Origin of the sequence: Winogradskyella jejuensis (assembly GCF_900129745.1) — a bacterium.
Taxonomy (GTDB): domain Bacteria; phylum Bacteroidota; class Bacteroidia; order Flavobacteriales; family Flavobacteriaceae; genus Winogradskyella; species Winogradskyella jejuensis.
Genome location: NZ_FQWS01000001.1, coordinates 739,224 through 761,954 on the forward strand (window position 1 = coordinate 739,224; position 22,731 = coordinate 761,954).

Below are 22,731 nucleotides of genomic sequence, written 5' to 3' on the forward strand. Positions count from 1 at the left end.
AATTTTTTGCTTAGCAAATGTAATTTTTTAAAAGACGATTTTCAAAATTAATTACCAAAATTATATCGCAATGTAAACCCAGATCTAATTGATGTTTGCGGGAAAGATGTAGATATGGCAAAATCTGAAAACGAATAATCAAAGAAGAAGATACCTGTAAGATTTCGGTTAACCGCATACTCTGCATTAAACTTAGCGCCCCAAATGGTTTGGCCTGCCGTAATCTGGTTATTCTCTAAATCTAGATATCTGATGATTGTTAAGTTGTCTCTAACATTGGCATCTAGAGATAGATTAAGATCACTAGCAACACCTCCACGGTTACCACTTAACTTCTTAAAGAGCTTTACGTTTTTAATTCTGTATCCTAAACCAAGTGTATACTCCTTGCTTTGCTCTTCGGTCATTAAGTTGTTATCAAAACTTAATAGTAAGAGACGACTTGTTCTTACTTCTGCTGTAACTTGAAGCGAGTTTTTCATGGTGGCCTCAATACGAATTAAAGGACTAAACGATTCTTCTAAGTTAATACTGCTAAACAGTGTTTCGTTTTTAAAATTACCGCCTTGGTCGACTTCATTAGGATTTAATGGGTCAAAATCTAGGTTAGTTCTAAACTGGTTAATACTGTATGTAGAACGGTAACCATGCTGTAAAGAGAAACGTTTAAAGTTCTTTTTGAACCAAGGTAACTTCATCAAACCTGTATATTTTAACTGCCAATTAGGAATTGGAATATCTCTAAATGCACCAGTACTTACCTTCTCAGGGTCAGTACCGTGGTATGCCGCTAAAAATGATGGTAATAATACACGTTGACTGTTTTTACCAAAACCTACAGGGAAACCTTCTGCATCTAGTGGAAAAGTAGTATTACCATAAAAATCTCTTGCTAATCTGTTTGCAACAATTAACCTATTATCTCTAAAGTCATCAAAAGTTGCTGACTGATTTGCATCACTCTTGCTAAACGCAGTACGAATAAGTGATGTTGATATATTAAAATTACCGAAAGAATTATTTATAAGCTCCTCGTAAGCATCACTAAATCCATCGTTGTCACTATCTAATCCTCTAAAGTTTTGTGCTGTATTCTCTTGATAATTTCTACTACCAATTAAATCGATTTTTAAGTCGCGCATTGGCTCTAGATTAGCTGTAAAATCTAAACGTCTATCTGTATTTTCAGTGTACTGCTGATTAAACTCCGGAAATATAGTTAGCCACCCATTTTGTGCAACTCGCTGACGTATATCTGCCTGGCTACCGAAAGTAAACCCTAAGGTTGGCCTCACAGTTCCCAAAAAGCCTGGAGTGTTAAGATAACCCGGTAAGAATGTACCGTTATTTTCAACATAATTAACAGTAACGCGTTTTACCATAGTTACTACATCTAATAAAGCGTTACCTATTTTTTTACCTGCGCTTTTCTTTTTTGCAGTATTATTTTGCTGATTACTATTTCTATTTCCCCCAGTATTTCTTCTTGATGTATTTCTTCTTGAATTGGTTGCCTTTTTAACACCCAACTCTTTATACAACGACTCCATATTCAACGTAGTATTTAAAGTGTGGGTGTTAGAATTTTGAATAGTGTTCCCTAAATTGAAAACTCCGTTTTCAGTCTCAAAATTCAAGTTTAAGTCTGAGCCTTTTTGCCATCTAAAATCACTATTGTAGGTATAGGTTGACTTTAAGAAACTTAAAATTGGAATCTTATTCAGTGGTAACTCATAATTAACTAATAATTGCTGGTTTTGAATATTTGGGTCACCAACATCAAAGAAGCCATCCCAAATGTCTAACTCGGGATCTTGGCGTCCGTTAATGCGGTCATCTATAAAGTAGTTTCTAACAATATTATTGTTACTCGCCGTGTAATTAAGACTTAAGGCATCTGTTAAGTTGTAGTTTACCGCATACTGAAAATCAAAGGTGTAATTTCTTCTAAACACCTCTTCAATACCAATATTATTACCTGCAAGTGCGACTTCTCTAAACTTCTGACTATTAAAATCACGATTTACATCTGTATTTATTGAGAAATTAGTTGGCAATAAATTAAAATTAAAGTCTTTGAGGATTTTCCAATATTTACCAGTGAATAATGAATCGTTTTTCTTAAACGGTTCAATCTTCTTAGGATTAAACGCATAATTATAGTTAACTCCTGCTCTTACATTTTGCTGAAGCGAACGCTCGATTTCAAAATCACGACTTTCAATTTTATTGTTAGAATAGTTGAACGTTAAGTTTTCGACATCATAAAAACGCTTTGGCTTGTCGCCTGTTCTGTTTTTCTTAACACCAATAAAGTTGATACTTCGTCGTTTGGTATAAGTTTCAGACTGTCTCTCTATTTGTTCTGCTTCCTCAGCAGTTTGAGCTGCATTAACACGTGATTCTAAAGTTAAATCGTTATAAAACGCATCAAACTGTGGTGTGATTAATTCTTCACTATGAATGTAATTTAATGGCAAATTAATACCCCATTTTTTTGGTAATAATTGCCCTAGTCGTAGATTGGTTGTTACATCAAAACCAATAACATCTTCTCTACTGCGCTCGTTAGGATTTTGCTCTAAACCTCCAAAACCTACAGTACTTCTGTTAGCCGAAGCACTTACAGTAGCAAAATCGGCAAAATTAGTATCCATAGACATCACTGCAGCCCAACCACCTTCGTTCTCAAGGTCAGACATACGCAACTCATTAAACCAAACCTCACCACAAACTGGTGTGCGGTTTAAGCCCGAGTGTTTTAGACCTACCATTAATACCCTTACGTTACCGAAATTAGGATTTCCTTTAATAGCCACACGTTGATTCTGAATACCACCAACTGGAAATTCGGCCGCTGGCAACTCTCCCAACGCTCCATCAATAACATCGTAATATGTTGGATTTTCGTTAGCAAGAGTTTGGTTTGAGATTCCTCTAGATTTTATCTCTTGGAATATAGATAACGGAATATTAATTTCGTTTTCTTCTGGCCAAATCTGACGCTCAATAGATGTGCTTCCTGCTTGAATTAAATCGCTATTTACTAATGGAATTTCTACCTGATAAAAGTTGTCTGTAAAGTCATTTCCTAATCTTATGAAGGCGACTAGCTCTCCATCTTGTAAAGCCTGATTTTCTTGAGACTCGGCATGTAAAAACATACGCAGTTTTTTATACTGGCGCATATCTAAACTAATATTCTTAAATACACCGCGAGAATCTGTATCCTCTAAATCGCATGCTTCTAACACTAAAGATTGCTCGTTCTGACGAATAACGTTGTTGTTGTTATTCAACTCTTCTCGTCTTACACCTGGTGGAATCACATAGTTTCCATCATTTTCTTGAATACCAATAATAGCCACATTAAATTCAGCATCTGCACTATCATTATTTGGATTGGTATCTAAGTCTTGTGTAAAACGTCTCCAATCACTACGTACCAAATCTAAACTTGCAAAACGAAGCACCGTGTTTTCTGTGAAATCGGTTAGATACATACGTGCGAAACGCACTGAACGAATATCTGAAATACCTCCTACCGCTCTTGTTGGCTCAGAAATTGGTAACCTAAACTGATACCAAGTTACATCTCTAGTTACTCCATTAGGTAATGTTACTGGCGCTACTTTAATATCGTTTATTCTAGGGTTATTTGCATTTAAAGCCGCTGGTGTAATATCTATTTCATATTCAAAATAGCTATTAATCGTGTTCATCGTGTTATCACGGTTGATATCCTCTACATCTGGTTGGGTTGTATTACCACGATTGGTTTGAGAAAACTCGTCTGGTGTATTGCCTTCAAACCCATTATACTGTCGGTAACGTTCAAAAATGTTTCCTTCAGTATTTAAAAAATATCTGTAGTTATCCAAAGATGGGTCAGGACCAAAATCAAGAGATTGCCCTGTTTGATTTTCTAAAAACTGAACAATATCTTGCTCCTCAACGTCGTCATAACCATCGTAACCTACATCTTGATTGATTCGTTCTTGACCTGTTGTTCCAAAAGTATAAATCAAAGACTGATTTTGTGGAACCGCATAAGGCGTTTGTAAATTTATATTCTGAAGAAAATCAATATTTCCATCTTCTGGTAATCCATTTTCAAATTGCTTCTTTCCGTCTTTAAGAACATCTTCTGAAATGTTCCCTAAGTTAATCGTTAACTTTCCTCCAGGATTAGTTGTATTATCTAAATAAGGATCTTGAATCCAAAACTCAATATACTCTACATTAGCTTGCTCAAAATCGGTAGAGGTAATTTGTCTCGTAATTCCCGCCCAACTATCATTAGGATTTAGTGGCTGTCCATTAGCCGCATCAGGATCAAAATTATAAGGTCCACGCGCTGTTGGGTAGTACACCAAATCTAACGTGTTAATTACGGCTTGTTGTCCTTGTACTAAATCTATTTCAGGAAAAATTTCTCTAATAAATACACGTCTTGTATACAAATCAGAAACATCATCATCCGTAATTTCACTAGGTCTTTGAGTACCATAAAAAATAGGATCTATACTATACCAATTCATTAATGCACGGTCAAAACCATTCTGAATACCTGGGTCATCTTCATTTCCTTGAGCATATGCTCGTCCTAGACCAATAGGCCTACTTGATAAGTTCCATGCAAACGGCGATAATAAATCAATATTCCCTTGAGTTCCTTCAAAATCATCGATATAAGCAGTAGCTTCTCCATCGAAATCCGTTCCTTTAGGAGCTCCTGGCGCTAAATAGGCAAATTCACCTCTTATTGAAAAATTAGAAGGTGCGTCTGTATCTATATTTGGTAACTTATTTACTAGTCTTGTGAAGAAAGGCACCTCTGTTGCAAAGTTCCCGTTGATACCAAAAATAGTATTGTTGATAGGCTCCGAGTCAAAATTTGCTTTTTGGGTAATCGGACGCTCGTTTAAATTAAGAAGGGTACCACCAAGTAAGAAATTCTCATTAAACTGATGCTCAATATTAATCCCTGTAAAACGACGTGTTTGCTGCCCAAATAATGAATTATTCTCTACAGACACATTAATAGGCGTATTAGATGCTTTAAGGGATTCGTCTAAAATTTCAACACGACCTGCTGCATAGTTCACTACATAATCCACACCTTCAACTAAAAGCTGGCCGTTAGCCGTTACTCTCACAGACCCTCTTGCCGCATTAAACGGAATTGGAATTCCACCGCCTCCGCCACTACTCTTAAAACGTCCTTTTATTTGGAACTTGTTCTTTTCAGAGTCATTTAGCGCTTGTGTTTTGGTCGTTTTATATAGTAAATCGTATACGTATTTGGCTTGGTTAGGGTTAAATGTACTTGGTACATCATAATCCTCTGCTGTAGACGTTGGGTCGTCTAAAACATCGAATAAATAATTACCAAAAGGTTGAACTTTGGTGAAAATAATCTTTCCATTTTGCACTAAAACTGTTTGATTAGGAACAAAATCAAAGAACCCATCACCACCTTCTTGAGGGTCACCATTGAAGTTTAAACGGTCTAGATGAAATAGACGTATTAATGGTGTTTCTTCTATATCTGAATCATCCGTTGGTGTCGTAGTGTTGTTATCATATAACTGCGGGAATGGCACTTGAACTCCATTAACTTCAGCCGGTGTAATGTAGTTTAATGGCGAAGCTTCCGTATAAAAAATATTAAGTCTAAAATCTTCTTGAGACAACTGAAAAGCACCCGTATCGTAAATGTTTTTCATCATTAAATCCCAAATAGGCTCTTCTACTGCAGTTACGGCACTTTTCAGCATTTTTAGGACTAAACTTTGATTATTTACAATTTGATTTCCGTTACCTGGATTAACCGTAACATCAGTAGCATCTACGCCATCATTGGCAAATTCACCCACTTGAAACACTTGTCCGCCAACAGTATATTGGTAAGCTACCGCTAAAACTTCATCGTTTAATAAACGTTGGTTTAATGATATGTAACCGAGTTGCGTGTTTAAGGTGTAATCTTGTCCTTGGTTAAGCTTACGAGCACTCTCTAAAATACCGTAATCAAACCCTTCATTAACCTGTACGTTAATACCACTTTGAACATTAGTAATATCTCTAACATTATCATTTAATTGTGACCCAGATCCTCCAATATTGGTTGGATCAAAATTATTATTACCATTGTCCGGGAAACTTCCTGGAGAGACGTTCACAAAACCACCTGGTATTACATCTAGACCTATACGGTCTGATTCTCCTAAATCTTGAAAAGCAACCACATTACGCACATTTTGCGTTTGGTTATTTCTGTTAGTTACCCAAACTTCTATCCTAGTAATCTGAATATTATTGTTGATATACGGATAGGTTAACATAGCTCTATCGTAATCATTTTCGAAGTATTGCGCCAAAAAGAAGTGACGGTTTTCGTCATAATCTCGGGCAAAGAATTCAAACTCTTCTAAAGTTCCACCACCTTGAGCCGTTACGGAACGTGATTCTGACTGCTGCTCCGAGAAAACAGCAGTTACTCTAGTTTTTCCGAATTGTAATTCTGTTTTAACACCAAACAAACTTTGCGCTCCGGTAATTAAAGAGCTATTAAGCGGCATGTTTACGTTACCAACTTCTATTTTTTGAATAATATCATCTTCCGTTGGTGTATATTCTAACTTTACTAAATTCTGAAAGTCAAACGTACGTTCGGTATCGTATTGCGCATTAACTTGAAGCCTTGTTCCTACCGTTCCTGTTAAACTCATACTGATACGCTGATCAAAATCGAACGTAAAATTACTACGGTTACGCGGCGTAAAAGTTGGATTGTCTTGTTGTGAAAATAAGATACCCAAATCTACATCAACTGAACCTTGCGGGATTACAGAGATTGTATTTCCTCCAAAAATGGTTTCAAAAAAATCAGAGTTTACATAGAAATCTGGTAGTAAGTTTTTTTGAGCATCTTCTGCTCCTTCTTTTTGCCCAGATGTCGCATCAATTTTTTCTTTGTAATAGGCATTTAGTCTTTCGCGCTGAACTAACTTTTGAAACTGAGCAGGCGTAAGTATTAATGGATAATTGACATTGAACTTGCCAAATTTTTCATTGTATATGTATCTATCTAAAACAGGGTCGTAGGTATATTTAGACTGAATACTCCCTATTTGAGGAAGCTTAATATCTCCAAAAGTGAACGTCGTTTTTGTAGAATCTTGTTCTGCAGGATTGGTTTGAGCAGCACCTATACCAAAACACAAAAAGCTCAGAAGGACCAAGCAATATCTTAATTTGACTACAGTAAATAAATTAATAGCGTTAGTTGTATTCAAAAGAATTATAAGTTTTTTAAGGCGTCTTTGATTAATGTTTCCACATTGGCATCTGGTTGTTGTGACAGAAGCTTTTCAATAACTTTTTCGGATTGTTTTTTATTAAATCCTAAAACCTCTAATGCAGATAACGCTTCACTTTTGTTCGTATTGTTTTGAGTTACGGAAACTTCATCAATTCCGTAGACCTTTAACACTTTATCTTTTAAATCTAAAATGACGCGCTGAGCTGTTTTTGCACCAATTCCTTTTACAGACTGAATAAGCGCCACATCTCCAGAAGCAATTGCTTCTTTTACTTGATTAGGGTCTAGAGACGATAACATGGTACGTGCCGTGCTTGCGCCGACACCACTTACAGAAATAAGTAATTTAAAAATTTCGCGCTCGGTCTTAGTAGAGAATCCATACAGCGTATGCGCATCTTCTTTAACCTGTAGATAAGTATAAAGTCTTAAATGTTCTTTATCTGGAATTTGCCCGAAAGTATTTAAGGAAATATTGATTAAATAACCTACACCATTACAGTCTATTACTACATCTGTTGGATTCTTCTCAACAAGCTTTCCCTCTATGTGTGTAATCATGTAGTTAAAAAAAAGTTAATGCCTCAAATGTAATAAAATTATTGAGACTTAAAAGCCTTTAAAAACAGGAATATACTTACTTTTTTTGCTTGCGTTTTTCGCGTTCTTGTGCATCTATAACAGCGATTGCTGTCATATTTACAATTTCGTCTACACTTGCATCTAACTGAAGAATATGAGCAGGTTTTCTTAACCCCATCATAATTGGCCCAATAGATTCTGCTTTGTTTAGCTCTTTGAGTAACTTATAAGTGATATTAGACGATTCTAGATTAGGGAAAATAAGCGTGTTAACTTTACGGCCCGCTAATTTTGAAAATGGAAATATATCTTGAAGCATTTCAGAGTTCAAGGCAAAATCTGTTTGTAGCTCACCATCAACAATTAAATCTGGATTACTTCTATGCAAAAACTCAACTGCATCTCTAACTTTTTTGGTTCTCTCGTTATCTGAAGAGCCAAAATTAGAATAGGATATCATAGCCATCACAGGTTCTATACCAAACATTCGAGCAGCTATGGCTGTCATTTGCGCAATGGCTACCAAATCTTTAGATGATGGATCAATATTTATTGCTGTATCACTTAAGAACATTGGACCTCGCTGGGTCATCATTACATTGGTCGTTGCTATACGCGAAACTCCTTTACCCATACCAATCAACTCTAACATGGGTTTAACCACGCTAGGGTAACTACGAGAGTAGCCTGAAATTAGTGCATCGGCATCTCCTTCGTTTACCATCATTGCTGCAAAATAGTTACGCTCTCGCATAATTTTACCAGCAGAATACTTAGTAACACCGTTACGATGGTGTTGCCTCCAGTAAGCATCTGCGTACTTATCTTTTCTGGCTGATTCTTCATCAGACTTCGGGTCAATAATTAAAACATCTGCATCTTCAAATTCAATTTCTTTCATCAATTCTAAAATAGTCTCTTTTCGACCTAAAAGAATTGGTATGGCTACGCCTTCTTCGTAAACAATCTGCGCTGCTTTAAGAACATCTAATTGATCTGCTTCTGCAAATACTACACGTTTTGGGTTAGTTCTTGCACGGTTTAATAATAAACGTACCAATTTATTATCCGAACCTAATCGTTCTAATAAACTGTTTTGATACTTCTCCCAATCTTCAATAGGTTCTTTTGCTACGCCACTCTCCATAGCCGCTTTTGCAACTGCAGGCGGAACTTCCGCTATTAGTCTTGGGTCAAAGGGTTTTGGAATAATATAATCTCTACCAAAGGTTAAACGCGTCTCACCATATGCAATATTTACTTGCTCAGGCACAGGTTCTTTGGCTAATTTAGACAGCGCTTTTACAGCAGCCATTTTCATAGCTTCGTTAATTTTAGTCGCTCTGACATCAAGAGCTCCTCTAAAGATAAATGGAAATCCAAGTACATTATTCACCTGGTTCGGATGATCACTTCGACCGGTAGCCATGATGATATCATCTCTAGTATCTAATGCTAATTGGTAGCCTATCTCAGGGTCTGGATTAGCCATTGCAAAAACAATTGGGTTAGCAGCCATTGTTTTTAGCATCTCTGGATTGACAATATCTGCCATTGATAAACCTACAAACACGTCTGCATCCACCATTGCTTCTTCAAGTGTTTCAATATTTCTATCTGTAGCAAATTCTGCTTTTTGGCTCGTTAAGTTATCTCTATCAGCTCTAATAACGCCTTTACTATCGAGCATTACAATATTTTCGCGCTTAGCTCCAAATGCTTGATACAATCGAGTACATGAAATTGCAGCTGCTCCTGCACCACTAACCACAATCTTTACATCTTCTATAGTTTTTTCGGCGAGCTCTAATGCATTAAGTAATGCCGCTGCTGATATAATTGCTGTACCATGCTGGTCATCGTGCATTACAGGAATATCTAACTCCTCTTTTAGTCGACGCTCAATTTCAAAAGCTTCAGGAGCTTTGATGTCTTCAAGATTAATTCCTCCAAAAGTTGGTGCAATATTTTTAACGGTTTCTATAAACTCATCGACATTTTCTGTATCAACTTCGATATCAAAAACATCAATATCTGCAAAGATTTTAAAGAGTAGACCTTTACCTTCCATAACAGGTTTAGAGGCTTCTGGACCAATATTTCCTAGTCCTAAAACAGCGGTTCCGTTAGAAATTACTGCGACTAAATTTCCTTTTGTGGTATACTTATAGACGTTGTCTTTGTCTTTATCAATTTCTAGACAAGGCTCTGCAACTCCTGGAGAATAGGCTAGAGATAAATCACGCTGCGAAGCGTACTTTTTAGTTGGAACTACTTTTATTTTTCCTGGCGTAGGCTTTGCGTGATATACTAAGGCTTCTCTTCTTTTACTTTGCTTGCTCATAATTTATAACTAAATTAAGCGACAAAGATAAGGATTGCTAGACTTAATACTTAATGTTTTAAAAACTTAATGTTTCGCTGCAATCCCGAAAACTTTGTTCGTTTTACAGCTGATTTTTTAAAGACTTTTCTAAATGTGTCCTCGGTAATTTCTTCCCAATCGTTCTTGGTCATAGACAGTAACTCAGGATGTGGATTAAATAAAGGTTCATTGTGTGGTTTAGAGAATCGATTCCAAGGACAAACATCTTGACAAACGTCACAACCAAACATCCAATCGTCAAATTTTCCTTTAAATTCTGAGGGAATATTATCTTTTAATTCAATTGTAAAATAAGAAATACATTTACTACCATCTACAACATAAGGTTCTGTTATGGCTTCTGTTGGGCAAGCATCTATGCACGCTGTACAAGTACCGCAATGGTCTGTTGTTGGTGTATCATAATCTAATTCTAAATCAATAATAAGCTCGGCAATGAAATAAAATGACCCTGTTTTTTGACTTAACAGGTTACTATGTTTACCTATCCAACCCAAACCAGATTTTGCTGCCCAAGCTTTATCCAAAACTGGCGCTGAATCTACAAATGCACGACCATTGACTTCACCTATTTCGTCTTGAATTGCACTAAGCAACTCCTTCAATTTGTCTTTAATGACAAAGTGATAGTCGGTACCGTAAGCATATTTAGATAGCTTGTAGGCGTTTTCATTTTGAATTTCTGAAGGAAAATAATTTAACAATAAAGACACCAAACTTTTAGAATCTTCTACCAATAATGTTGGGTCTAAACGCTTATCGAAATGGTTTTCCATGTAACGCATTTCACCATGCATATTCTTATTCAACCAAGCTTCTAATCTTGGCGCTTCTTCTTCAAGAAATTGGGCCTTACTAATTCCACAAGATAAAAAACCGAGGCGTTTGGCTTCGGTCTTAATAAATTCTGTGTATTTGGTTTTGTTCTCTATCATTTCTATTCTTCGCTTGCATTTCGACTGCGCTCAATGTGACAGCTCAGAATTATTTTAGAATAATCCACCTTGTGTAGGTCCTTTAACTTTTCCGAGGTGTTTATAAGCTTGCTCTGTAACTTCACGCCCTCGTGGGGTACGCATTATAAACCCTTGCTGAATTAGAAATGGTTCGTAGACCTCCTCGATTGTTTCTGCACTCTCACTAACCGCAGTAGCAAGCGTAGTAATGCCCACTGGTCCGCCTTTGAATTTTTCTATAATTGTGGTCAATATTTTGTTATCCATTTCATCCAAACCATGTGCATCGACATTTAAGGCTTCTAAAGCAAACTTAGATATCTGTATATCTATATTTCCATTGCCTTTTATCTGCGCAAAATCTCTAACACGACGCAATAATGCATTTGCGATACGTGGTGTACCACGACTACGACCAGCAATTTCTATGGCTGCTTCCATAGTAATTGGCATATTTAGTATAGTAGCGCTTCGTTGAACAATAGTTGTCAGTAATTCGGTATTGTAATATTGAAGTCGACTACTAATCCCAAAACGTGCGCGCATTGGTGCAGTTAATAATCCTGAACGTGTTGTAGCGCCTACAAGCGTGAAAGGTGCCAGATTAATTTGAACTGTTCTTGCATTTGGTCCGGACTCAATCATGATGTCAATCTTATAGTCTTCCATAGCGGAATACAAATATTCCTCAACAATTGGACTAAGACGATGAATTTCGTCTATAAACAGTACGTCGCGCTCATCAAGATTAGTCAATAAGCCTGCTAAATCGCCTGGTTTATCTAAAACGGGACCCGAAGTAACCTTGATGCCCACATCTAGCTCGTTAGCCAAAATGTGCGCCAATGTAGTTTTCCCTAATCCTGGAGGTCCGTGGAATAAAGTATGATCTAGAGCTTCATCACGTAACCTTGCCGCCTGGGTAAAGATTCTTAAGTTTTCGAGTACTTGATCCTGACCTGTAAAGTCTTCAAAAGATAGTGGTCTTAACTTCTTTTCGACATCTAACTCTTCTGGTGAGAAATTTTCGTTTGTTGGATCTAGGTTTTCGTTCATTTTAAGACCTTTCGACTACGCTCAAGGTGACATTTAATTTCCGTATAACAAAGCCAAATATTATTATGTAATAGACATAAAAAACAGCTTAAAGCAAATATAAAGAAAAAGCCTCTCTAAATTAGAAAGGCTTTTTGATATTATAATATTTCTGTTTTTACAGAAACTTTAATGATGTAGTTCTTCTTCACCATCTTTCATTGGTACGTTCTGAGGCACAAAATCCTCCTCGTAACCTGGTTTACTGTAATCGTATGCCCATCTGTATACCTGAGGTAATTCGCCTGGCCAATTACCGTGCATATGCTCAACTGGAGCTGTCCACTCAAGAGTATTAGAGTTCCAAGGATTTTGCTCAGCTTTCTTTCCATAAAAGATACTTGCAATAAAGTTATATAAGAATACTAATTGTGCAAGTCCTGCTACTAGAGCAAATACAGTAATCACTGCCTGAGTATTAGTAGTATCGTCGAATAATGGGAAATTAGAGTTTGTGTAATATCTACGTGGTAAACCTGCCATACCTATAAAGTGCATAGGGAAAAATACACCATAAGCACAAATAGCTGTCACCCAGAAATGTAAATATCCAAGATTTTTATTCATCATACGGCCAAACATTCTTGGGAACCAGTGGTACACACCAGCAAAAACACCATATAAAGCTGAAATACCCATTACTAAATGGAAGTGAGCTACTACAAAATAGGTGTCGTGTACATTAATATCTAATGCACTATCACCAAGAATAATCCCTGTTAAACCTCCAGTAATAAACGTAGATACTAGACCGATTGAGAATAGCATAGCTGGATTCATTTGGAGATTACCCTTCCATAATGTCGTTATATAGTTGAATGCTTTTACCGCAGATGGAATTGCAATTAATAAGGTTGTAAATGTGAATACAGAACCTAAGAATGGATTCATCCCAGAGATAAACATGTGGTGACCCCAAACTATGGTTGATAAAAAGGCAATTGCTAATATGGATGCAACCATAGCACGGTAACCGAAAATAGGTTTACGTGAGTTTGTAGCAATAATTTCTGAAGTAATACCTAATGCAGGTAATAATACAATGTATACTTCAGGGTGACCTAAGAACCAGAATAGGTGCTCAAATAACACAGGAGAACCACCTTGGTAATGTAAAACTTCACCTTGGATAAATATATCTGATAAGAAGAATGATGTTCCAAAACTTCTATCCATGATTAATAATAATGCCGCAGATAATAATACTGGGAAAGAAATTACACCAATAATCGCTGTAACAAAAAACGCCCAAATTGTTAACGGTAAGCGTGTCATTGACATCCCTTTTGTACGTAAATTAATGACTGTTACAATGTAATTAAGTGAACCCAATAAAGAGGACGCAATAAAAAAGGCCATCGACACTAACCATAAAGTCATACCCATACCCGAACCACCTTGAGCCATTGGTAATGCTGATAGTGGTGGATAGATAGTCCATCCTGCAGCAGCTGGACCAGCTTCTACAAAGAAGGATAATATCATTATTACTGAAGACACAAAAAATAACCAATAAGAAACCATATTAAGGAATCCTGATGCCATATCTCGTGCTCCAATTTGTAAAGGAATTAAAAGGTTACTGAACGTACCACTTAAACCAGCTGTTAATACAAAGAATACCATTATAGTACCGTGTATTGTAACTAATGCCAAGTAAATATCTGCATCCATTACGCCTCCTGGAGCCCATTTACCTAGTAAAGCTTCAAATAGAGGGTTAGGCTGCTCAGGCCATGCAATTTGCATACGTATCATTAGAGACATCATTATCCCTATAATACCCATAACGATTACCCCAGTAATTAAATACTGTTTCGCAATCATTTTATGATCCTGACTAAATATGTATTTAGTTATAAAAGTTTCTTTGTGGTGATGTACGTCGTGGTCGTCGTGAACGTGTGTTTCTGCTGTTGCTGACATAATCTTTTCTTTTTCTTAAAACAATTTTTTATACTAATTTAATGAATTTTCGAAAGTTTTTTGTTCTTTCATCCATGCATCAAATTCTTCTTGTGTCTCAACTACAATCTTCATTTGCATGTTGTAGTGTGATTTTCCACATATTTTATTACATAACAATAGATAATCGAATTCGTAGGTTAAATCTTGACCTGCTTCTTCAATTTCTGCTTTTCTTTCTAAACGCAAAGCGTTAATATTAGCTACTTTATCCTGAATATCTGGATTTTGTCTCATTTCTGCTGTTGTTACAGTAGGTGTAAATGCAAATTGAGTTACCATACCTGGTACACAGTTCATCTGTGCTCTAAAATGAGGCATGTAAGCTGAATGCAATACATCTTGAGAACGCATTTTGAATAATATTGGCTTACCAACAGGTAAGTGCAATTCTGTTACAATAACGTCGTCTTTAGCGTTAGGATCATCTTCATCAACACCCAATATATTTGCTTTATCTAAGTCTATTAATCTAACATTTGCCTTACCTAAAACGTTATCCTCACCTCCGTATCTTGCTTTCCAATTAAATTGTTGCGCATATAATTCCACAACCATGGCGTCTTCACTCTCATCGATATTCATGATATCATTCCAAGTAAATAAACCGTAGATGATTAATCCAGCAAGCACAAATACTGGGATAACAGTCCATATAGCTTCTAATGTGTTATTATCTGCATAGAATAAGGCTTTTTTTCCTTTTTCACCTCTGTATTTGAAAGCAAAGTAATGCAATAAGAATTGTGTTATTATCTGTACAGTGAAAATAACTATCATTGAGATTACCATTAAATTATCTAAACCAGGACCATGTTCTGATGCTGAGTTAGACATTAAAGGTAAGTCACCCAAATACACAAAACTTGCGATTGTAATGGCATAAATGAAGATAAGGAAACCTATCATCATATAACCATTAAACTTATTGTCTTTGTCTGTAGCTACTTGATTATTAGAAGTACCTACTTGAGCTAAATCAAAAATCTTAACCATTTGCCAGAGTGCAACGGCTACGAACAGTACTATTATGAATATTAACAAAGTTGTCATTATCGTTTCAGTTCTAAATTTTAATTAATAATGAAAGTGTTCACTTTCTTTAATGAATGGGTTTCCTTTTGCCAATAATGGTGCTTTACTTAATGCTCTAAATACGAGGAATAAGAAGATACCGGCAAATAGACATATTGCTCCAATCTCAGGTGCACCAATAAACCATCTTTCACTTACGGTAGCAGGCATAATCATATTAAATACGTCAAGGTAATGACCACATAAGATGACAATACCAGCCATAACTACAAACCAAGGAATACGCTTGTAATCACTATTCATTAACAATAATAGTGGGAACAAGAAGTTCATAGCAACCATACCAAAGAATGGTAATTTGTAATCTTCAATTCTAGCAACAAAGTACACCACTTCTTCTGGAATGTTAGAATACCATATTAGCATAAATTGAGAGAACCATAAGTAGGTCCAGAAGATACTAATACCAAACATAAACTTAGCCAAATCATGTAAGTGACTATCATTTACAAATTCTAATAAGCCTTTAGACTTCAAGTAGATTGTCATTAATGCTATAACTGTAATACCACTAACAAGCATACTTGCAAATACGTACCAACCAAATAATGTAGAGAACCAGTGAGGATCAACACTCATAATCCAATCCCAAGACATCATTGACTCAGTGTAGATATAGAACACTAAGAATCCCGCAGAAATTCTGAAGTTCTTTTTGAAGTTACTATTACCTTCAGCTGTATCTTGAGCAATTGAAAACTTACGAGAAAAATATCGGTATGCAGACCAACCTGCTAAGAAAATAATTCCTCTTGCAAAGAACCATCCTTTGTTTAACCAACTCTCTTTTGCTTGTATAATCTCGTCATGAGCAACAACGTCTGGGTCCATCCAAATAAAAAGGTGAGAACCTCCAAAAGCAGCAACTAAAAGAACTAAAATACCTCCAGGTAACACATAATAGGTTATAGCCTCCATAACTCTAAATAATACCGGAGACCAACCAGCTTGCGCTGCATATTGTATAGCATAGAATGCTAAAACGCCCAAAGCAATCATAAAGAAAAAGAACGCAGCAACATACAATGCCGCATAAGGTCTGTTATGTATTTGATGTAAAGCATGCTCTTCATGGCTCATTTTATGACCTTCTTCTGCATGGTCATTTCCGTTGGCATCTCCATGAGAAGCAACTGCAGCATGAGCATCTCCGTGACCTTCTTCTGCATGTGCATCTCCATGATCACCGTGCTCAGCAGCTAAATACTCAGATATGTTATCTTCGTTAACAGCATGAGAACTTGAGTAGCCCCAACCCCAAAGTAATGCTCCAACAACCACAAGAATGATTGATGCTATCTTTAATCGATTTGAAATTTTATATTCCATTTATATAATCTTTATCTAAATCTTATTTTTCTAAATCAGCTTTTAGTTTTTCAACATAAGCTACGACTTGCCAACGTTCTTCTTCACTCATAAAGTTAGCGTAAGACCCCATTGAGTTTTTACCATAGTAAATCACGTGGTATATACTTCCTGTAGTGATAGCCCTTCCTGCATCGGCATAGCTAGGAACACCTAATATTTTCTCTCGCTTTACTAAATAACCCTGACCAGCACCTTTGGTTCCGTGACAAATGCCACAATAGATATCATACAATTCTTTTCCTCTAGCATAATCAACTGCTGTAGAGTCTAAAGGGCTTGTTAAGTTAGCTTTAGCATACTCATAACCTTCGTTAGTATCTTCTATTTCGTACAAAGAATAGCCTCTTGGTATAGTTCCTTCTACAGGTAACTGTGCTTCGACTCCGTTTGCAAAAGCATCAGATTCTTGGTAAGCCTCGTAACCTACAGATTCGTACATATTTGGCATATACTGATAGTTACGTCTCGTTTTCTTATTACAAGACACTATACTAAATAGCATTAGTAATACTACTGATATTTTTAAAGTCGTCTTCATATTAGTGTGCGTCTTCGTCTTTTTCTACAATATTAATCTCAACAGCTCCTGTTTCTTTTAACAGATTGGTTAAGTCAGCTTCGTTATTATGAATAGCTATTTCCATAAGGAAATGGTCATCCGTTGTTCTTGGATCTGGATTTTCAGCTTTTTTGAATGGCCACATTCTACTACGTAGATAAAATGTAATTACCATTAAATGGGCTGCAAAAAATACCGTAAGCTCAAACATGATTGGTACGAATGCTGGCATATTTTCTAAATAACTAAAGCTTGGTTTACCTCCAATATCTTGTGGCCAATCTTTAATCATTATAAAATTCATCATTACTACTGCTACAGTTAAACCAACACAACCATATAAAAAGGCAGTAATTGCTAAGCGTGTAGGTGCTAAACCCATAGCTTTGTCTAGTCCGTGAACAGGAAATGGGCAATATATTTCTTCAATATGATGCTTTGCTGCCTTAACCCTTTTCACGGCTGACATTAAGATATCATCATCGTTATAGATAGCATGAATTACTTTTGAAGCTGCTTCCATATCTATTAATTGTTTAATAAGTTTTTAGCTTGTCCTGCCCAATCGTCACGCTCTGCTCTTCCTGGGAAAGAACCTGTGATTGAATCTAACAAGTCGTATTCATTTTTAGTCATCTTACTTACTTGTAAGAACGTGTAAATTCCAATGCTATTAAGAACTTCTTCCATCTTAGGACCTACACCGCTAATTTTCTTTAAGTCGTCTGCCGTTTGAGTAGCTGCATCAAATTTTCCGATGCTATTTAATAAGTCATCTACTTTTCCGTCATCTGTATTAGGAAGTGGTAATTCTGTAGAAGATGTTAACCCAGCTGCTTTTAAAGATGTTCTTTCATCAGCACCTGTTCCAACTAAGCTTTCACCACGCTCTCTTATCTTCTTATAGCGCTCTCCTGAAGATTTTAAAATCGTCTTAACCTCTGCTTGTGCTATTACTGGAAATGTACGTGAGTACAATAAGAATAGTACAAAGAAGAATCCAATAGTTCCGATAAAAATACCGATATCTACAAATGTTGGAGAGAACATAGACCAAGACGATGGTAAGTAATCTCTATGTAATGATGTTACGATAATTACAAAACGCTCAAACCACATTCCAATGTTTACTACAATCGAAATTGCAAAAGAGAACATAATACTTGTACGTAATTTTTTGAACCACATAAACTGTGGAGAGAATACGTTACAAGACATCATTGCCCAGTATGCCCATGCGTAAGGACCCGTTGCTCTGTTTAAGAATGCATATTGTTCGTATTCTACACCTGAGTACCAAGCGATAAATAACTCTGTAATGTAAGCCACACCAACAATAGAACCTGTAATCATAATTACGATGTTCATTAACTCGATGTGTTGTACTGTAATATAATCTTCTAAGCTACATACTTTACGCATGATGATAAGAAGTGTATTTACCATAGCAAATCCTGAGAAAATCGCACCTGCAACGAAGTAAGGTGGGAAAATCGTGGTATGCCATCCTGGTATTACAGATGTTGCGAAGTCAAACGATACAATAGTATGTACAGAAAGTACTAACGGTGTTGCTAAACCAGCAAGTACCAATGATACTTCTTCGAAACGTTGCCAATCTTTAGCACGACCTGACCAACCAAAACTTAATAAGGAATATATTTTCTTTTGGAAAGGCTTAACTGCGCGATCTCTAATCATTGCAAAATCTGGTAATAAACCTGTCCACCAGAATACTAATGAAACCGATAAATACGTAGAAATTGCAAATACATCCCAAAGTAATGGTGAATTAAAGTTTACCCATAATGAACCAAATTGGTTTGGAATTGGTAATACCCAGTATGCTAACCATGGACGACCCATATGAATAATTGGGAATAAACCGGCTTGTACAACTGAGAAAATAGTCATGGCTTCCGCAGAACGGTTAATTGCCATACGCCATTTTTGACGGAATAATAAAAGTACGGCAGAAATTAGTGTTCCTGCGTGACCAATACCTACCCACCAAACAAAGTTGGTAATATCCCAAGCCCAGTTTACAGTCTTATTAAGACCCCAAACACCGATACCTGTTGATATGGTATAAATAATACAACCTATTCCCCAAAGGAAAGCTACCAAGGCAATTGAGAATACAATCCACCATGATTTATTGGCTTTACCTTCGACAGGTCTAGCAACCTCGACAGTTACGTCGTGATAGGATTTTTCTCCTGTTACTAAAGGTCTTCTAATAGGTGCTTCGTAATGAGACGCCATAATTATATATTGATTTCTTTATTAATTTACGCTTTTGTGTTTCTAACTTTTGTATGGTAGAATACGTTTGGTTTTGTACCTACATATTCTAATAAATGATACATACGGTCATCTCCTTTTAGTTTGGCTACTTTACTTTCTTTATCATTTACATCACCAAATACCATAGCACCGTTTCCACAAGCAGCAGAACATGCTGTTTGGAACTCACCATCTTTAACTTCGCGTCCATCACGCTTGGCATCAAGAATTGTTTTCTGTGTCTTTTGGATACAGAATGAACATTTCTCCATAACACCACGAGAACGTACGGTAACATCTGGGTTTAATACCATGCGACCTAAATCATCGTTCATAAAGTAATCGAATTCATCATTTTGGTTGTATAAGAACCAGTTGAAACGACGTACTTTATAAGGACAGTTGTTTGCACAATAACGTGTTCCCACACAACGGTTATACGCCATGTGGTTTTGACCTTGACGACCATGAGCTGTTGCAGCAACAGGACATACAGTCTCACAAGGTGCGTGGTTACAATGCTGACACATTACTGGTTGGAAAACTACTTGTGGATTTTCGTTTGGATTTTCCATTTCTCCAAACTCATTAAGCGAGCTTCCTAAACCAGAAATATTTTCTTTCTTTTCAATATCTCCATCAAAAGTATCTTCAGAAGAGTAGTATCTATCAATACGCAACCAATGCATATCTCTACTACGTCTCATTTCAGATTTACCAACAACAGGAACGTTGTTTTCTGCGTGACATGCAATAACACATGCTCCACAACCTGTACAAGCATTTAAATCTATCGATAAGTTAAAGTGATGTCCAATTGAACGGTCAAACTCATCCCATAAATCTACATCTGGAGAAGTTACAGGAGTTTCAATATGATTTAATGATACTTCTGGAATAGAGTTCCAGTATTTTTTATCTTTTGTATTAAATACCTCTAGCGTAGTTTCTTTAATAATGTCTCCACGCCCCATTAATGTGTTGTGCAATTGCACACAGGCAAACTCATGCTCTCCAGCAGCTTTAGTGATAGACACTTCTTGTACTGGATTGAAGTTTTGATATAATGGGTAGGCATTTACACCTGTTTGCATTTCTTCTTTTAATCCTGCAGTTCTACCATAACCAAATGATAAACCTACAGAACCTTTAGCTTGACCTGGTTGAATTAAAACAGGAACATTCTTAACCGTAACACCATTAGCAGTAACATCTACTAAGCTACCATTAAGACCACCGTTAGCAACATTTTTGTTAACTAAACCAGCTGCATCAGCATCGGTTTGAGATATCGTTAAGTAGTTATCCCATGATGTTCTTGTAATTGGGTCAGGGAACTCTTGTAACCAAGGGTTGTTAGCTTGCTGACCATCACCCATACCTGTTTTGGTATATAATGATAATTCCATTCCGCCAGATTTAGCAGATAATGCTAAAGCTCTTGCTGCGTTTCCCCTTGGTGCTTCTGTATCTTCAGCATCTGTAGTTGTTTCTTCAAAAGTAGAATTTGATGTTGAAACAAATACACCATCATGTAATGCTTGGTTGTAAGATGCGCCATTTAAGACGCTCTCTTTCCAAGTTGCCTTGATGTAATCGTTATATGCTGTTGTATTATCAGTCCAAGTCAATAACACATCCTGAAACTGCTTCGTGTCAAATAAAGGACGAATTGTTGGTTGCATTAATGCATAGTGTCCTGTCTTAATTTCAACATCACCCCAAGATTCTAAGTAGTGAGGTGCTGCAGCGATATAGTTACAGATTGTTGACGTTTCATCTTTCTTCATTGAGAAAGCAATCGACGTTGTTTTCTTTAAACCTTCAGCAAAATCAGTTGCATTTGGTAATGTGTACATTGGATTAACACCAACCATTACTAATGCACCAACTTTACCAGCTTTCATATCGGCAACTAATTGCATTACTGCCTTGTCGTTACCTTGTTTTGTATTTATTGTCGTTTTAGTATCAAAAGCTTTACTTGATAAAGCTTCGTTCAATTCTAAAACAACAGTTTGCGCATTCACATCTTGAATACCTGTAACAACAACACCGTTGCTACCCGCTTTTTTAAGTTCTGAAGCTGCTGCTCTTACTGCTTTATCTAATCCTTCTGGAAGATTGCCTCCTACAGCATTACCAGTAACATAGCTATATAATTTAGCTAAAGCTAAACGTTGCTCGCTTGGCTTCATTGGTACACGCTTATCTGCGTTAGCACCAGTTAAAGACATGTTAGATTCAAACTGAATGTGACGAGACATTTTTCCGTTTTCAGGAATACGTTTTTCTGCGTAGCCGCCGTCAAATCCGCCGCCTTGCCAATCACCTAAGAAGTCTGCTCCTACAGAAACTATAGTCATAGCTTTAGAAAAATCGTAGTTAGCTAAAGCACGCTTTCCATATTTTGCTTGAAATGCATCTAAAGCTGCAGATTCTGAAACTGCATCGTAAGATACGTGACGTACGTTACCATACTTTTCTGAAAACTCACCAACTAATTTTGACGTTGAAGGACTAGCGAAAGTTTGCGTTAAAAACACGATCTCTTTGTCACCAACTTTGCTTAGCACATCTTTAGTTTCCGTGTTGAATGTATCCCAAGAAATTGGTGTATCACCTTTCATTGGACCTTTAACACGAAGACTATCGTATAAACCTAAAATTGAAGCGTTAACTCTTGCATTAGCATGACCGTTGGTCTTTGCCAAATCGTTATTCTCAATTTTAATTGGTCGACCTTCTCTTGTTTTCACTAAAACACTAGCAAAATCATAACCATCTGCAATTGCTGTTGCATAGTAGTTTGCCACACCAGGAACAATCTCCTTTGGTTGCACTACATAAGGAATAGATTTTACCACTGGTCCTTCACAGGCTGCTAGAGAAGCGGCTGCTGTACTAAAACCAACATATTTTAAGAAATCACGACGCGATGTAGATGAAGTTTCTAATGTTTCTTTATCTCCTAAAAACTCGTCTGTTGGTATTTGTTCAACAAATTCGTTTTGCTGTAGCGTCTCAACAATAGAGCTATTTTCGTTTAGCTCCTCAACACTTTTCCAGTATTTCTTGTTTGATGACATATAATTGTGAGTTACTTCTT

Annotated in this window: 12 protein-coding genes; all 12 read right to left on the reverse strand. The window is 36.6% G+C overall.

The features are described 5' to 3' along the window. Positions 1 to 47: 47 nt before the first annotated feature. The gene (gene sov, locus BUB95_RS03590) at positions 48 to 7,301 is read right to left on the reverse strand and encodes a T9SS outer membrane translocon Sov/SprA (protein WP_073083183.1); all 7,254 of its coding nucleotides are present in this window, start codon (positions 7,299 to 7,301) and stop codon (positions 48 to 50) included. 5 nt (positions 7,302 to 7,306) lie between these two features. After that, on the reverse strand, positions 7,307 to 7,888 hold the full coding sequence (gene ruvA / locus BUB95_RS03595; protein ID WP_073083186.1) for a Holliday junction branch migration protein RuvA: 582 nt from the start codon (positions 7,886 to 7,888) through the stop codon (positions 7,307 to 7,309). Between the two features lie 76 nt (positions 7,889 to 7,964). Beyond that, positions 7,965 to 10,253, reverse strand: a complete 2,289-nt coding sequence (locus tag BUB95_RS03600) for an NADP-dependent malic enzyme (RefSeq protein WP_073083189.1) — start codon at positions 10,251 to 10,253, stop codon at positions 7,965 to 7,967. Positions 10,254 to 10,303: 50 nt separating this feature from the next. Continuing rightward, positions 10,304 to 11,230: a tRNA epoxyqueuosine(34) reductase QueG gene (queG, locus tag BUB95_RS03605; protein WP_073083192.1), complete on the reverse strand. Its 927-nt coding sequence runs from the start codon at positions 11,228 to 11,230 to the stop codon at positions 10,304 to 10,306. A 54-nt stretch (positions 11,231 to 11,284) separates the two neighbouring features. Then, positions 11,285 to 12,307, reverse strand: a complete 1,023-nt coding sequence (gene ruvB, locus BUB95_RS03610; RefSeq protein ID WP_073083195.1) for a Holliday junction branch migration DNA helicase RuvB — start codon at positions 12,305 to 12,307, stop codon at positions 11,285 to 11,287. 168 nt (positions 12,308 to 12,475) lie between these two features. Next, entirely contained in the window at positions 12,476 to 14,272 is a 1,797-nt protein-coding gene (locus tag BUB95_RS03615) for a cytochrome c oxidase subunit I (protein ID WP_073083199.1), read from the reverse strand. Positions 14,273 to 14,305: 33 nt separating this feature from the next. Beyond that, positions 14,306 to 15,364: a cytochrome c oxidase subunit II gene (locus BUB95_RS03620; protein ID WP_073083203.1), complete on the reverse strand. Its 1,059-nt coding sequence runs from the start codon at positions 15,362 to 15,364 to the stop codon at positions 14,306 to 14,308. A 24-nt stretch (positions 15,365 to 15,388) separates the two neighbouring features. Further along, on the reverse strand, positions 15,389 to 16,735 hold the full coding sequence (locus BUB95_RS03625; RefSeq protein ID WP_073083206.1) for a quinol:cytochrome C oxidoreductase: 1,347 nt from the start codon (positions 16,733 to 16,735) through the stop codon (positions 15,389 to 15,391). A gap of 22 nt (positions 16,736 to 16,757) precedes the next feature. Further along, the gene (locus BUB95_RS03630) at positions 16,758 to 17,315 is read right to left on the reverse strand and encodes a c-type cytochrome (protein WP_073083210.1); all 558 of its coding nucleotides are present in this window, start codon (positions 17,313 to 17,315) and stop codon (positions 16,758 to 16,760) included. Position 17,316: 1 nt separating this feature from the next. Continuing rightward, entirely contained in the window at positions 17,317 to 17,859 is a 543-nt protein-coding gene (locus BUB95_RS03635; RefSeq protein ID WP_073083213.1) for a DUF3341 domain-containing protein, read from the reverse strand. A 5-nt stretch (positions 17,860 to 17,864) separates the two neighbouring features. Then, positions 17,865 to 19,601, reverse strand: coding sequence for an NrfD/PsrC family molybdoenzyme membrane anchor subunit (gene nrfD, locus BUB95_RS03640; RefSeq protein ID WP_073083216.1), 1,737 nt, complete (start codon positions 19,599 to 19,601; stop codon positions 17,865 to 17,867). Between the two features lie 26 nt (positions 19,602 to 19,627). Further along, complete coding sequence (locus BUB95_RS03645) at positions 19,628 to 22,711, reverse strand: TAT-variant-translocated molybdopterin oxidoreductase (protein WP_073083220.1); 3,084 nt, start codon at positions 22,709 to 22,711, stop codon at positions 19,628 to 19,630. Positions 22,712 to 22,731 lie beyond the last annotated feature (20 nt).